Origin of the sequence: Leptospira interrogans (assembly GCF_900156205.1) — a bacterium.
Taxonomy (GTDB): Bacteria; Spirochaetota; Leptospiria; order Leptospirales; family Leptospiraceae; genus Leptospira; species Leptospira interrogans.
The window spans coordinates 31,480-45,196 of sequence record NZ_FTNA01000004.1 but is presented as its reverse complement, the minus strand read 5'-3'; the positions used below and the strand labels follow the sequence as shown (position 1 = coordinate 45,196).

The following is a 13,717-nucleotide window of genomic DNA, read 5'->3' as shown; positions in this document are numbered from 1 at the left end:
AAGATTCAATATTGTAGAGAATCTTTAAAAGTTTGCAGTAACTTTTTTTTATTTTTTGCTGATTCTTGGCTTTGCATTTCTTGAAGCCTTAAGAGCTGAATTAGAAAGTCTTCCAGAAGTTTGATATAAAATTCTTGTTTGAACTCTGACCTTTCTCGATTGTCCGCAAGAAGTTGGATTGGATAACGAACTTCTTTACCGTTTTTATCTGCATGTAAAAGAATGTCATCTACGTCCTGATCTAGAGGAGTTTCATCCGTTAGGCGAATCAGTGTTATATCGGAACCGTCCATATTTTCCGATTTAACTTCAGTAATCACTTTAGAAAGAGTGGTTCCGGTAAATTCTAATAGAATCGATTTACTTTCCGCTTTTTCGATTCCGTTTTTACCTTCTTGAATGGAATGTTTAGCAACCTTAATTCCTTTGCGATTTGGATAGGTTCCAAGAAACGTAACAAAGGTTCCGCTGGGAATCGATTCCATTCTTTCTAATTTCAACAATTCTCTGGCGATACCTAGCTCTTCGTAGATCTTTAAAATTTTTCGATTTAAAATAGAAGCAGTGTCAGAAGAAGATTTGTTTTTATGAAAGTTTTCTTCTTTGTTTTGAGGATAGATAGAAGTGTTTAGTAATAAGAAACCTATAAAAAATAAAACCAATACTTGATTCCAAATAGGACTTCTCAGGTCAAAAAAAAGCCCATCTAAAATTAGTTTGGATTTTAAATTAAGGACTGGCCTTTGGAAGAGTCGAATCAGGATTCTGAGTGTTCGTTTCACTTTTGGTTTCCTCTGGTGGCGCGGTTAATGTGGGAGTCGTTTCCGGCATCAGTTTGTCTTCTTTTTTAGCGAAGAGGAAGGAAAGAAGAAGAGAAAGTACGATGAATAAAATCGCTGTTACTCGAGTGGCCTTAGTAAGAACATCCGCGGTGGAAGAGCCAAATACAGATTGACTGGAGCCTCCTCCAAGAAGTCCTCCTCCCTTGCCGGTTTGAATCATAACGAGCAAAACCAAAAAGAGAGAAACAAAAACAAAAAGGGTTAGAATGACGCCGTTTAACATATAAATACCTGAAAAAAAATGAATCCTTTGCCAGATTATGAATCCTTCAGAGAGTGACAATTAAAATACTCATCTGAAGTGTTTTCCAATTCGAGTTTAGAAAAGTCCAGCGAAGGAACTGATTTTTTGGCTGGCTCCTCCAACTAAACCCCCATCTATATCTTTTTCTTTTAATAGATCTTGAATATTGTCTGGTTTTACAGAACCACCGTAGAGAATAGAAATGGATTCTGAAATAGAAGAGGCGCCTACAAAAAGACCAGAAATTTCTTTACGAATAAAAGAATGTACTTCTTGGGCTTGAGAGGGGGTGGCAACTTTTCCGGTTCCAATGGCCCAAACTGGTTCATAAGCCAGAATTAAATTGGAAAAAAATACGCTATCAATTCCTTTTAAACCTTCTCTAATTTGAGAAGACAGTACTTCCAATGTTTTACCGGATTCTCTTTCGGAGAGAGTTTCTCCAACACAATAAAGGACTGTAAATTCGTTCTTTAAAAGAAAACGGATTTTATCGTTACAAAAAAAGTTAGACTCTCCTAAAAATTGACGACGTTCCGAATGACCGACCATTACAACTTTAACACCAATTTCTTTCAGTTGATCGGGAGAGGTTTCGCCGGTAAAAGCTGCAAGTCCGGAGTGATAACAGTTTTGGGCTCCAACAATTACACTGCTACCTTCTAATATTTTGGAAACGTTTTCAAGATGAAGAGTAGAAGGAAATACCATCGAGACTTTATCTTTAGAAATGGATGGAATTTTTTCTCGGATCGAATGTGCTAGGAAAACGGCTTCTTTAAGAGATAAATTCATTTTCCAGTTTCCTGCAATAATTGTCTTACGCATAATTTCCTCGTTTGAAAGATGAGTACAATTGAACTGGGAAAAGTTTTTAGGAAAGGGAAATCCCTACAAGAATTTTTGAAACTTTTGATCGAATTTAAAACCTTGAGAAAATAAAAAAAATCCGCTTTCTAAAAATATATAGGGCTCATGATCGGGTAAAACTTAGAATTCAAAAAACTCGACTACCATACTTTTAGCTCAAATCAAACAATTTTAAATCATTTAAGATTTCTAAAAAAGTCGAATCCAATTTATCAACTTTTTCGAGCGCTCATAGAAATGGACGTTTTCGTTGTTCCTTCAAATTTCTTACGCAAACAGTATGAAAGATCGAAAAATTACCGTTAATTGGTTGTTTTTAATAATAAGAACTTGTCCCAAAACCTTAAAGAATTTACATGATAGTTCTTTAGAAATTTTTAATAAAACACAATAGTTTCTACAAAAACCGTCACATTTGGTAATTTGCGAACTTTCAAGTAATTCTAATATTGTTAAATTTTTGTGTGAGTCCCACATCTTGAGGTTTTGGGACAAGTTCTAAGTGTCTTTCACATTAAAATGGGTATATAAAAGTAATATTATAAATTTTGAAATTTAAATGGAATGGATTGAGTATTAGATGAATAGAATGATATATTTAGGGAAGCAGATTTTTCAAAAGATCTGTATTCAATTGATGATAACTATGGCTGTTACAGTTACATTACCGATAAAATCCAATAGTAGGGCGCCCAAAGCGGTAAAAGCCCCGCCTGGAAGTATTTTATACGCATATTCAAAAAACGTAAAGTTGTTAGGAGAAAAATTAGAAATTACTTGCGAAAATCGATGTTCGATCCGGGCCAATTATAAAATCAATTCGATTCAAAAAGGAGGTTATCTTTTTGCGTTTGTATTACCTGAGTCAGCTGACTTGGAAATTTTTCAGGATCAAAAAGTAATTTCAGTCAAATCTAAGCCGGATCTTTCTAGAAAGGAGCTTTTTGATTTTAGGATAGTACAATATAACTGGAATAAAAGTTACGGTTTACCTCATGTTGCAGAGTTTCTGCTAAATTTAGAAGAAGGAATTCAAGAAATTGAAATTAGATATCAGATGCGTCCGGGTCAAAATGAGACCGGTTTTGGATATCTTTCTTTTGGAGATTCTGATTTTTGGGGAATAGTAGAATATGATCTTTGGCCTGCAAAGGAGTGGGTTTCCGAAAATTTTCAACTTACGTTTGAAATGAGTATTCCGGAGGAACGAAAATTTTTTATTTGGGGAATACATCGTAAACTCACTTGTTTTGGATTACAAAAAAACGGTTACAAAATAAAGAATTTAGGACTTCAGAAATCGTTTTATCATTCAGGAAAAAAAGTTTTACGTTATCAATTTGGATCTAAATTTCCAGATATTCTAAGATGTACTTACAAGTTAAAAGAACCTTTATATAGATAGAAAAGAAGTAATCAGAAGATGATCTTAGAAAATAATATTTATAGAATCGAAATAATTCTGAAAAAAGTTGAAATCTAAACTTTATAGATCGATTCCTTAAATGTGGGAACTACCACAAAACTTAGGTTTGTCTCTAAAATGATATGAGAATTCTTACAAATCATGATTTTACGAACAAATTCTAAAATTGTAGGAACTCATACTTTTAGAAAGGTCTTTTCAGTTGAACTCACGTTAAAATGGGATTATGACCGTAAACGCAAAACAGCAGTTTTGTACAAAATATGATTAGAAAAAGATTTTTTTTATAGTTCATAGTAGTTCCCACGATTTTCCAGTTTAACTGGTAAACCCACGATTTGTGAGAGTTCCCACAGATTAAGTCGTATTACAAATTTTTAAACATTTATTTTTTATGGAAAAATCAGGTTTTTATAAAACGAATCTCTTACTGCCTGCTCACGTTATAATCAATTGAAACTAAATACGAAATATTGTATTACATTTCTTTTATGCAATTGATTGACTGCAACTGAAGGCGCGGTCTGGCAAAGTCGGATTCACCCAAATTTTCTTACGTGGAATTGATGTTAAATAAACCGTCGTAATTTGGTTAGTTTTAAATATTTGTTTTCAATACAAAGTATGGAATCGAAAAGAAAAAGCTAAATGAAATTCTAATGTTGAGCCAAATAAAGATTCCAGTCCACAGGAGGAATCCAATCTTCGAGATAGAGAATTTTATCGTTAGTTCCCAAATTTTCCCAAAAAGGCAACCAGACGTTGTAAAACCAAAACTCGCTTTCACCTTGTCTCCACCCACTCCAGTATGGAGAGCTATTAGAATATACGATCCAAGGTGGTTGTATCTCAAATCGAGATCGTTTTTCAATCATACAAAACTTTATATAATTTTAAAGCAACGCAAGTTCGGTGGTTTCCATCTAAGACTTTGTGTTTCGCCTTTGCTCCACACGAGAGTCCTAATCTCGCTTCGGAGCAACACTGTTGCTCCTAGGTGGCTGAGATTGGCGGATGCCCGGCTGTAAGGTTTGATTGTAAAAACACTTTGAATTCGAACTTACTCGGAAGTTTTTTTCTTAAGGGCTTCTACTCCTGGAAGTTTTCTACCTTCCATAAATTCGAGGGAAGCTCCACCGCCAGTTGAGATATGAGTAATTTTATCTGCAACTCTAGCTTTGTTGATTGCAGCGATGGAATCTCCTCCACCTACAACTGTTTTTGCCTTGGATTTAGCGACTGCTTTGGCGATTGCCATAGTCCCACTCGCAAATTTATCCATTTCAAAAACACCCATTGGCCCGTTCCAAAAAATCGTACCAGCGTTTTTAATAATCTTTTCGTAGTTAGAAACCGTTTTAGAGCCTATATCCATTCCCATCCAACCGTCTAAAATTCCCATCTTATCTACGGACTTGGTCTTTGCCTTTTCGTTAAACTGATCTCCAATGATGTGATCTACCGGAAGTTGTAAATCGATACCAGCGACGCCTGCTTTTTCGATTAACTGAAAGGCTTGAACTTCGAATTCTTTTTCCACGAGTGAATTTCCAATAGGGATCGCTCTGGACTTTAAAAACGTATAAGCCATTCCACCACCAATGAGAAGATGATTTACCTTGTCGAATAGATTGGTTAGGACCTTGATCTTAGTGGAAACTTTGGAACCTCCTATGATCGCCACAAATGGACGAGCCGGTTTATGCAGAAGCGCAGAAAGTTCTAAGATCTCTTTGTGCATTAGAAGACCTGCATATGCAGGAAGTAGACGTGCAATTCCTTCGGTGGAAGAGTGCGCTCTGTGGGCTGCCCCAAAAGCGTCGTTCACATAGATGTCGGCTAACGCAGCAAGTTTTTTGGAAAAACCAGGATCATTTTCCTCTTCTTCTTTATGAAAACGAACGTTTTCAATTACTAAAATTTCGCCGTTTTTAAGTTCTTTAGAAAGTTTAATCGCGTCTTCTCCGATTACTGTCTTAGAAAAATAAACCTTAGATTTTACAAGACTTTGGAAAGTTTCAACTACTGGCGCCAAAGAAAATTCAGGATTTACTTGTCCTTTGGGTCTTCCTAAGTGACTCGCAATAATTATCCTTGCGCCTTTTTTAATCAGAAGTTCGATTGTAGGAAGAGTCTTTTCAATTCTAGTTTTGTCTGTAACTTTTCCATTTTCTACTGGAACGTTAAAATCTACTCTCAGGAAAACTCTCTTTCCTGAGAGATCTACATTTTCAAGTCTAGGTAATTCCATGAATTAACCTTTTTTCGCCATATAGCGGATCAGATCTAAAACCCGGTTGGAGTAACCCATTTCGTTATCATACCAGGAGACTAATTTAAAAAATCTAGAATTGAGTTCGATACAGGCGTCCATATCAAAGATAGAAGAAAGTGTAGAACTTACGAAATCGTTAGAAACTACCATATCTTCGGTATAACCAAGAATTCCTTTCATAGCACCTTCGGAAGCAGCTTTCATCTTAGCGGAAATTTCTTTCAGAGAAGTTTCTTTTGTAGTTCTAACGGTTAAGTCTACTACGGAAACGTCAGGAGTAGGAACTCGAAACGACATTCCAGTCAGTTTACCGTTGACTTCTGGGATACAAAGCCCAACCGCTTTTGCGGCACCGGTAGACGCAGGAATGATATTTTGCATGGCTCCTCTTCCTCCACGGAAATCTTTTTTAGAAGGTCCGTCTACGGTAGGTTGAGTAGCAGTGGTTGCATGAATTGTAGTCATTAGACCTTCTTCGATTCCCCAGTTGTCCAAAACCACTTTTACGATTGGTGCGAGACAGTTGGTAGTGCAGGAAGCGTTAGATACAATGTGATCATTAGAAGGATTGTATTTTTCGTTGTTTACACCCATGACGAAAGTAGGAATATCTTTGTCCTTTGCAGGAGCAGATATCACTACTTTTTTAGCGCCAGCTTTGATATGTTTTTCGGCGCCGACTCTATCTGTAAAAAGACCGGTAGATTCTATTACGTAATCTACTTTGAGATCTTTCCAAGGAAGTTTTTCAGGATCTCTTTCGGAAACACATAGTATTTTTTTTCCGTCTACGATTAGTTCTTTTTCAGTATGTTCAACGGTTCCTTGAAATCTTCCGTGAGTGGAATCGTATTTGAGTAAGTAGGCCAGGTTATCAGGAGTCACTAAATCATTGATGGCGACAAATTCTAAATTGGGGTCTTTGATTCCTGCACGGAAAACGAGTCTTCCAATTCTTCCAAATCCGTTGATGGCTATTCTGGTCATTTTTTTCCCTTCGTTGTTTTAGATTTACGGCTTGTCCTAAAATTCAAATTTTCTTTTATAAAAGGTCCAAAGTCGCAAGATTTATCGTCCTTTGAGGACAAAGTTCTTATTTTAAGGTCTCCCGTAGGAGAATTTTTCTAAGATTTGGATACAGTATTTTCCGGACAATTCTCTTGAAAATCTGTTTTTTCTGGAGAATTCAGGAATGAGCTCCCGGTTTTTTACGAGAAATTTGTTTGTATCCATTTGCCTTTGATAGGCGTTTTTTGTGATTTAACATAAGTTCAGTATAGGGAAAAAGTAGTAGTTTACAGTGGAGGTTCAAAGTTTGTATGTTTGAAATTTTATAAGAGTTCCCATATTTAGAAACTGTAAAATCAAATAGATGGATCAGCTCTTAGTACCTTGCATTGATCTTTTGGTATCTAAAGACTAAAAAAATATGGGAGTTCCCACATTTTTTTTACAACCGTTCATCCCAAAATCCAATCATTGTACTTTATCGGAAAAATCAAACTGGAAGAAGCTGTCCTAACTTTAGGACCGCTTTTGATAAAAGCTTCTCGATTGAATTCACGCTGCCTAGAAAAAATGAAAGTTTGTAAAAGATATTTGTTTTTCTGAAATCGATTTTATCCAAATTTGTTCTCATTACGATCTCTATAAAAATAAGTACCGTTAATTCTATCACAAAACGCTGATTCCATGTAAAATATTAGGTACTTTATTATATAGTTATGAGTAGCATCTGGTGGAAATGATTTCAAAAATAAAAGAGGAATCTATTAGAAGATTTGCAAGTTTTGCAATTCAAGATTGTTCGATGATTAAAATAGATAGGGTACAATTATGAATCGACCGATCATTAGACTTTGGGGAATGGAAAACATCGGGTTGATTATTGAATACCAAACCGGGATCATCTATTCAAATCAAACTGGAGGATATGCTTGTTTACAACCTGAAGTGGAAGGGGTTCTGGTTCCGCTTGAAGATTTAGAAAATAAAATTCAGCAAAGTTTACAGAAATACTTTACGGGACCAAAGTGGAGAAGTTGGTGTAATGATGGTATTGATGAGGAAACAGCGGATTTTATAGATTCACTTTTGAAACCGTTTTATTATTTAAAAGTCAATCGAAGTAAGTTACTTCAATCACACGAAGCTTGGATTTATATGGAACTTTTATTGCAAAAGGGAGATTTGGAATATCAAATCTATTCTGGTTTTTTGGAAAAGTCCGGAATTCTTACTTGGGGAAATAGCGATTAAAAATAAAAAAACTCTTATCTACTATTAGTAAAATAGAATTATCCGTTCATTCCTATGAAAAAGAAACGGAAGAAAAATTAACTCCAATAAAAATTTTTTAAAACCATAAACTTAAAAGTAGTGGAACTGCTACATTTGGATTTGTTTTGAACCTAACAACGAAAAGACGGATAAAAACTGGTAATAGACGTGATTAGTGGGAACTCACACAAATTTGATTTTACGAGGAAACCTTTAAAAATTCGGCTTTGTCCTAATTTGTCTTTTATTTTAGAATAAAATCTTGGTTTGTGAATTAAAGATACTTTTGCAAATCGATACTCAGAAATGGTTTAAGAATATGTGATCTTTTGATTTTACAATGTCGCCCCAATTTTTATTTTTGATTGAATTGAGAAACACGAAAGTTTTTTTCTACAAAACCAGTTTTGAAATTTTAGAATTTTAATAAAACTTAAAGATTCTTTCAAATCAAAACGTTTAAGAAACCGACTCAGAAAAATATCTTTCTAAAATTTCATCTAACATCGCATTGGTAAGAGGTTTGGTTTTAAAATCCGAAGTGGAACCAAAGTGGCTGAATTTATTTTTATCATCCGGATTGTCCGAAGTAGTTAACATGATGATGATCGTGCTAGTTTGAAATTCTTGATCTAATTTTTTATATTCTTCTAAAAATTCCCAACCGTTCATACCAGGCATATTAATATCCAGAAAGATGAGGTCTGGAAATGGTTCTATATTATTGAATTTATTTTTTAAAAAAAACAGAGCTTCCTGACCGGACTGTTTTGTGACTACTTTTTCCGCATAACTTCCTTTATAGATAACTCTTTCATGGAAAAAATTATCATCTTGGTTATCGTCAATGAGAAGAATACATTTTAACTTTTTGTTTTTCATAAGTTTAATTTAAATTAGGAATGATAAAGTGAAAATTACTTCCTACTTCCGAGTCGGATTCGACCCAAATACGACCATTGTGTAATTCTATAATTTTTTTACAATGTGCTAACCCGATCCCATGGCCTTCGTATTCTTCTTTAAGATGCAGTATTTGGAATATAAAGAAAATCCTATCTACATATTTGGAATCGATTCCGATTCCGTTGTCTTGAACTGAAAAGTGACAGTAGTCTTCTTCTTTTTCACAACGAATTCTAATTTCAGGATCGATTCCTTTTTTAGAAAACTTGATCGCATTAGAAATTAGATTTTGAATGAGTTGTCTGAATTCTACTTCGTATACATTCATACTTGGAAGTGGATCTGAGATAATTTTTGCATTGGAATTGAGAATCAGATTTTCTAAATCCGAAAGAACTTCGGAAAGAATACGATTTAAATCTGTAAACACTAATTTTTGATCTCTACCAATTCTTGCATACATAAGAAGAGCTTTTACTAAAACGCTCATCCGTTTGGTTGCTTGATCGATCGTTTTTAGATAACGGGTTGCGTTGGAATCAAATGTGTTGCCGTAATCTTCTTCCAAAACTTGAATATAGTTAGATACCGTTCTTAAAGGTTCTTGTAAATCGTGAGACGCTAAAAATGCAAATTGTTCCAGTTCCTTGTTTTTGACTTCCAATTCGTTTTTTCGAATCAAAGTGGTTTCTTGATTTTTTCTTTCCGTAATGTCAATGATCGAAGCAAGAACCATAATACCTTCGTCTGTGTCTATCGGGTTGAGACCGATTTCTACCTGAACTTCGGAGCCGTTTTTTTTTCGGGCGAATAAATCTCTTCCTGCACCCATAGAGCGAACGGTAGGAGAAAGAAAAAATTGATTTCTACGATCTGGATGTGCTTCTCGAAAACGTTCTGGTAGTAATATTTCTAATTTTGCACCAATCAATTCTTCTCTTTCGTAACCGAATAGTTTTTCTGTTTGTGTATTTACGAGAGCAATTGTTCCTTCCGAGTTGACTAAAACCATCGCATTGGGCGCGGATTCTACTACGAGACGAAATCTCTGTTCCGCTTTTTTTCTTTCTGTAATGTCTATAATAGAAGCCAAAACGAGAGTACCATCTGCGGTTACCACTGGATTTAAACCAATTTCTATTGGGAATTCTGTTCCGTCTTTTTTAAGACCGAAAAGATCTCTGCCCGCACCCATAGGTCGAACCTTAGGAGAAAGAAAAAAAGAATTTCTGAAAGTCGGGTGATTCTTGCGATAACGATGAGGAAGAAGCTCTTCTACAACTTGTCCTATCAACTCAGTGCGTTCGTATTTGAATAATTTCTCGGCTTGATTGTTGATATAAACAATCTTACCGTCCCGATTTAATAATAGAATTGCATTTGGAACAGATTCTACCATCAATTGAAATGTAAGTTCTGAATGTTTTATCGTCACGGGATTTCACTCTTAAAGTAGGAAAAGGGAAATTGAACCCGCTAAAAGTATCACAATGGTAAAATTGTGTCAAATAGTAAATTAGAATATTTGAATTTATAATATCGGCACGAAAAAGATGAAAATAAAAATCGAAAAGTAAAAAAAGAAAGTCTGAAATAAAAGTTTAGAACGCTTTTCCTAATATGTTTTCTATAGGAATTGGACCAAAATCTCTGGAGTCGGAGCAAGAATCTCGGTTGTCGCAGAGAAGAAAATAATCTCGGTCTTTAAGAATCAAAGGTTCTCCGTTGTCTCTGCCAGAAAAACTGGAGGGAAATGCTCCTCGTTTATCTTCGAACTGAAGTGTAAAGCCACTCCCAACACCAGAAATATCTTCTGGATGATTATTACGATACAAGATCTTATTTTTCATTTGAACTGTGTCTCCTGGTTTTCCGGAGATCCTGGAAAAAACTACCTTACCTTCTTGAGTTGGATGTTTGACTAAAACTAAATCTCCAAGATAGAGATTGGAACGATTTACAAACCTATGGAAATAAATTCTTTTTCCAGGGGAATAAGTAGGAAGCATGTCTTTGGTTTCCAACGTAAATGGAAAAAAAAGAAAGGATCGAATCAAAATCGCAATACTTAAACCGATCAAAAGTCCGATTCCGGCTTGTTTGAGAATGGATTTTATTTTTTCCCTTTTTTCTTTTTCTTGGTTGGAAGAACTTCTACTCATGCGTGCATTTTTTTTCCAATTGAAATTGGGTCAAAAGAAAATCTTTTTTTTAGACTTGTTTTGAAGTCTCTAAAAGAAAGATCTGTAGGAAGAAAGAGAGGAAGGATTGATGAAATCAAATAATCAAATTCTGGAGTATATGGGAAAAAAACCTCAAATTCATGAGTCCGTTTTTTTGGCTCCAGGTTCTCAAGTTGTAGGAGATGTGGTGATTGGAAAAAATTCATCCATTTGGTTTCAGACTTTAGTGAGAGGGGATGTCAATTACATTCGAATCGGGGAAAATGTAAACATTCAAGATCTTACTGTCATTCATGTCGCAAGGGATGTGTATCCGGTAGAAATTGGAAATAACGTATCGATTGGACATAGGGCGACTATACACGGATGTAAGTTGAAAGATAATTCTTTTGTAGGAATGTGTGCAACTTTGATGGATGACGTAGAAGTGGGAGAGTTCGCTTTTATAGGAGCTGGGGCTTTAGTAACACCTGGAAAAAAAATTCCTCCCGGAGTTCTTGTTATGGGATCTCCTGGAAAAATCATTCGAGATATTACTGATAAGGAAAAAGAAATTATCGTACGTACAACAAATAATTATATCAAATATAAGGAAAATTATATGCAAGATCCGTTTTATAATAGAGGTTAAAAGCAATCATTTAGAAAGGTATGAATGTTTGTCCCGTTTTATGAAAAATGGTTTCAAAACAATCTATGTTTGATAAATAAAAAATGGAAGATATTTTGTACACACTTACATAAATGAAAATATTTTTTGAATATTTTTTTATAAAACCAAATCTTCCAATTTGCTTTTATGAATTATTTCCAATTCATTTTTGACACTATCTACGATTTTTTTGGATGTTCTTCATTTTACAAAATATACATATTGATGACGATCGATTCTGGATAAAAACGAGGAATGATCTATGAAACTACAAGATAAACCTGGTGTATATATTCGGGGAATTGGAGTGATCGGCTGGCCTCTTGCTTCTTTGTTGTTGTTGCTTCAGGGAAAGTTGGAAAAATTTCAAGTTTATATAGAACCTCATCAGCTTAAAAAATCAGAAATTCCTGCCATTCTTTCTCTTATCGAAAAAGGAGGTATTGTAGTTGATACTGGAGAAAATAGAGTAAAGGACTTTTTTCCGGAATTTTTATCTAAAAAAGAAGCCATAGGATACTCTGTGGTTTTATGTGATTGTTCTCCTCCTGGAATTGCTGATTCTAGAATTGAAGAGTATAGTACATTAGAATATTCTAAAATAAAAATGTTTATAGCTCAGGGAAGTGAACATAAATTCGGGCCTCAGTTTTTATATCCGGATGTAAGATCTTTTTTGGAAAAAGAAAAACTTCCTAAGTTTTTACACGTTTCTACGTGTAATACACATACACTGGCGGGTTCTCTTCGTTTATTGATGGAGGAGTCTCTTCAAGAATTAGAATCTATTTTAAAAGAAGCAGATTTTATAGTGATTAGAAGAGATGCAGATATGGCAAAGGATGATCCGCACGTCACCGGACCCTTGCTTGTAAAACCAGAGGCAGAATGGGGAACACATCACAGTCGATTGTTAAACGAACTCTATTCCCAAGTTGGGATTAAATTGCCTCTGACTTCTTCTTCGGTTACAATCAATTCTCCTTATATGCATTTGGTTCGATTTCGATTTCGACTCAAAAGAACGATTTCAAAGGAAATCGTTCTCAGAAGATTACAAAATGATCCGTATCTTTCTACGACAGAGTTAATTTCTACCAATTCCATTTTTTCTTCTGGAAGGGATCGTGGGATTTATGGAAGAATTTTTTCTCATGCTGTGATTCCACTTGGTTCTTTGGAAGTTTTGAAAAATGAAATTCGAGGTTATGCGGCGACTCCTGGTGATTCGAACGTTCATATTTCTACGATTTATGCGGTTTTTCGTGGGCTTGGGATTGAGTTTGGCCCGGTAGCGGAGTCTTTTTTACAGAGTATCGTTTTACAAGAAATTTAAAATGAATTTAGTATGAGTTCTTACATTTTCAGAGATGAATTGAGTAAACATGAATATTTTAATTTAGGGAACTCTTACGAAGTTGGACTTTAGAGTTGGATTTAGAACTTGTGGGAACTCTTACAAAATTAGATTTTAGAGTTGAACTTAAAAGTTGTGGGAACTCTTACGAAGTTAGACTTTAGAGTTGGATTTAAAATTTGTGGGAACTCTTACGAAGTTAGACTTTAGAGTTGAATTTAAAAGTTGTGGGAACTCTTACAAAGTTGGATTTTAGAGTTGAATTTAGAACTTGTGGGAACTCTTACAAAGTTGGACTTTAGAGTTGAATTTAGAACTTGTGGGAACTCTTACGAAGTTAGACTTTAGAGTTGGATTTAAATTTGTGGGAACTCTTACGAAGTTGGACTTTAGAGTTGAATTTAGAACTTGTGGGAACTCTTACAAAGTTAGATTTTAGAGTTGAATTTAGAACTTGTGGGAACTCTTACAAAGTTAGATTTTAGAGTTGAATTTAGAATTTGTGGGAACTCTTACAACGTTGGATTTTAGAGTTGAATTTAGAACTTGTGGGAACTCTTACGAAGTTAGCCTTTATAGTTTTTGTTAAAAAGAGTGTGAAAAAGGTTTTTTTCTTGAATTCATTTGTTATATTGAAATAAATGTCTAATATAACAACATAGAAACCAAAAGAACGCTTGTA

Annotated in this window: 13 protein-coding genes; 4 read left to right on the top strand and 9 right to left on the bottom strand. The window is 34.8% G+C overall.

Annotated elements, in window-relative coordinates; all coding sequences use genetic code 11:
• Positions 1 to 5 precede the first annotated feature (5 nt).
• The 3 genes from lenA to tpiA form a co-directional block, all read right to left on the bottom strand.
• On the bottom strand, positions 6 to 662 hold the full coding sequence (gene lenA, locus BW942_RS04545; protein WP_001968241.1) for an endostatin-like outer membrane lipoprotein LenA: 657 nt from the start codon (positions 660 to 662) through the stop codon (positions 6 to 8).
• Positions 663 to 729: 67 nt separating this feature from the next.
• Positions 730 to 1,065: a preprotein translocase subunit SecG gene (secG, locus tag BW942_RS04540; RefSeq protein WP_000931842.1), complete on the bottom strand. Its 336-nt coding sequence runs from the start codon at positions 1,063 to 1,065 to the stop codon at positions 730 to 732.
• A gap of 96 nt (positions 1,066 to 1,161) precedes the next feature.
• The gene (gene tpiA, locus BW942_RS04535; protein ID WP_001232578.1) at positions 1,162 to 1,914 is read right to left on the bottom strand and encodes a triose-phosphate isomerase; all 753 of its coding nucleotides are present in this window, start codon (positions 1,912 to 1,914) and stop codon (positions 1,162 to 1,164) included.
• Between the two features lie 622 nt (positions 1,915 to 2,536).
• Here tpiA and BW942_RS04525 point away from each other — a divergent pair.
• Positions 2,537 to 3,361 (top strand): hypothetical protein, encoded by an 825-nt coding sequence (locus BW942_RS04525; protein ID WP_001081206.1) that lies wholly within the window; start codon positions 2,537 to 2,539, stop codon positions 3,359 to 3,361.
• 677 nt (positions 3,362 to 4,038) lie between these two features.
• Here the strand turns inward: BW942_RS04525 and BW942_RS04520 are convergent.
• The 3 genes from BW942_RS04520 to gap form a co-directional block, all read right to left on the bottom strand.
• On the bottom strand, positions 4,039 to 4,257 hold the full coding sequence (locus tag BW942_RS04520) for a hypothetical protein (RefSeq protein ID WP_000570796.1): 219 nt from the start codon (positions 4,255 to 4,257) through the stop codon (positions 4,039 to 4,041).
• Between the two features lie 185 nt (positions 4,258 to 4,442).
• Positions 4,443 to 5,633 (bottom strand): phosphoglycerate kinase, encoded by a 1,191-nt coding sequence (locus BW942_RS04515; protein WP_000422649.1) that lies wholly within the window; start codon positions 5,631 to 5,633, stop codon positions 4,443 to 4,445.
• 3 nt (positions 5,634 to 5,636) lie between these two features.
• Entirely contained in the window at positions 5,637 to 6,644 is a 1,008-nt protein-coding gene (gene gap / locus BW942_RS04510) for a type I glyceraldehyde-3-phosphate dehydrogenase (RefSeq protein ID WP_000196721.1), read from the bottom strand.
• Between the two features lie 849 nt (positions 6,645 to 7,493).
• On the opposite strand from gap, the gene BW942_RS04500 reads away from it, so the two are divergent.
• Entirely contained in the window at positions 7,494 to 7,916 is a 423-nt protein-coding gene (locus BW942_RS04500) for a DUF6210 family protein (RefSeq protein WP_001081499.1), read from the top strand.
• Positions 7,917 to 8,396: 480 nt separating this feature from the next.
• Here BW942_RS04500 and BW942_RS04495 read toward each other — a convergent pair whose 3' ends face one another.
• The 3 genes from BW942_RS04495 to lepB form a co-directional block, all read right to left on the bottom strand.
• Positions 8,397 to 8,819, bottom strand: coding sequence for a response regulator (locus BW942_RS04495; protein ID WP_000791297.1), 423 nt, complete (start codon positions 8,817 to 8,819; stop codon positions 8,397 to 8,399).
• A 4-nt stretch (positions 8,820 to 8,823) separates the two neighbouring features.
• Positions 8,824 to 10,242, bottom strand: coding sequence for a PAS domain-containing sensor histidine kinase (locus tag BW942_RS04490; protein ID WP_000230394.1), 1,419 nt, complete (start codon positions 10,240 to 10,242; stop codon positions 8,824 to 8,826).
• Positions 10,243 to 10,444: 202 nt separating this feature from the next.
• The gene (lepB, locus tag BW942_RS04485) at positions 10,445 to 11,005 is read right to left on the bottom strand and encodes a signal peptidase I (RefSeq protein ID WP_000091635.1); all 561 of its coding nucleotides are present in this window, start codon (positions 11,003 to 11,005) and stop codon (positions 10,445 to 10,447) included.
• 109 nt (positions 11,006 to 11,114) lie between these two features.
• Here lepB and BW942_RS04480 point away from each other — a divergent pair, with 109 nt between their 5' ends.
• Both BW942_RS04480 and BW942_RS04475 read left to right on the top strand, forming a co-directional pair.
• The gene (locus BW942_RS04480; protein WP_000841462.1) at positions 11,115 to 11,657 is read left to right on the top strand and encodes a gamma carbonic anhydrase family protein; all 543 of its coding nucleotides are present in this window, start codon (positions 11,115 to 11,117) and stop codon (positions 11,655 to 11,657) included.
• A 283-nt stretch (positions 11,658 to 11,940) separates the two neighbouring features.
• Positions 11,941 to 13,014, top strand: a complete 1,074-nt coding sequence (locus BW942_RS04475) for a hypothetical protein (RefSeq protein WP_000775723.1) — start codon at positions 11,941 to 11,943, stop codon at positions 13,012 to 13,014.
• The last annotated feature ends 703 nt before the right edge of the window (positions 13,015 to 13,717 follow it).

Bases quoted from the DNA above. Each gene is read 5' to 3' on its own strand.
- secG (WP_000931842.1), bottom strand. From the start codon at position 1,065: ATGTTAAACGGCGTCATTCTAACCCTTTTTGTTTTTGTTTCTCTCTTT.
- tpiA (WP_001232578.1), bottom strand. From the start codon at position 1,914: ATGCGTAAGACAATTATTGCAGGAAACTGGAAAATGAATTTATCTCTT.
- BW942_RS04525 (WP_001081206.1), top strand. From the start codon at position 2,537: ATGAATAGAATGATATATTTAGGGAAGCAGATTTTTCAAAAGATCTGT.
- BW942_RS04520 (WP_000570796.1), bottom strand. From the start codon at position 4,257: ATGATTGAAAAACGATCTCGATTTGAGATACAACCACCTTGGATCGTA.
- BW942_RS04515 (WP_000422649.1), bottom strand. From the start codon at position 5,633: ATGGAATTACCTAGACTTGAAAATGTAGATCTCTCAGGAAAGAGAGTT.
- gap (WP_000196721.1), bottom strand. From the start codon at position 6,644: ATGACCAGAATAGCCATCAACGGATTTGGAAGAATTGGAAGACTCGTT.
- BW942_RS04500 (WP_001081499.1), top strand. From the start codon at position 7,494: ATGAATCGACCGATCATTAGACTTTGGGGAATGGAAAACATCGGGTTG.
- BW942_RS04495 (WP_000791297.1), bottom strand. From the start codon at position 8,819: ATGAAAAACAAAAAGTTAAAATGTATTCTTCTCATTGACGATAACCAA.
- BW942_RS04490 (WP_000230394.1), bottom strand. From the start codon at position 10,242: ATGGTAGAATCTGTTCCAAATGCAATTCTATTATTAAATCGGGACGGT.
- lepB (WP_000091635.1), bottom strand. From the start codon at position 11,005: ATGAGTAGAAGTTCTTCCAACCAAGAAAAAGAAAAAAGGGAAAAAATA.
- BW942_RS04480 (WP_000841462.1), top strand. From the start codon at position 11,115: ATGAAATCAAATAATCAAATTCTGGAGTATATGGGAAAAAAACCTCAA.
- BW942_RS04475 (WP_000775723.1), top strand. From the start codon at position 11,941: ATGAAACTACAAGATAAACCTGGTGTATATATTCGGGGAATTGGAGTG.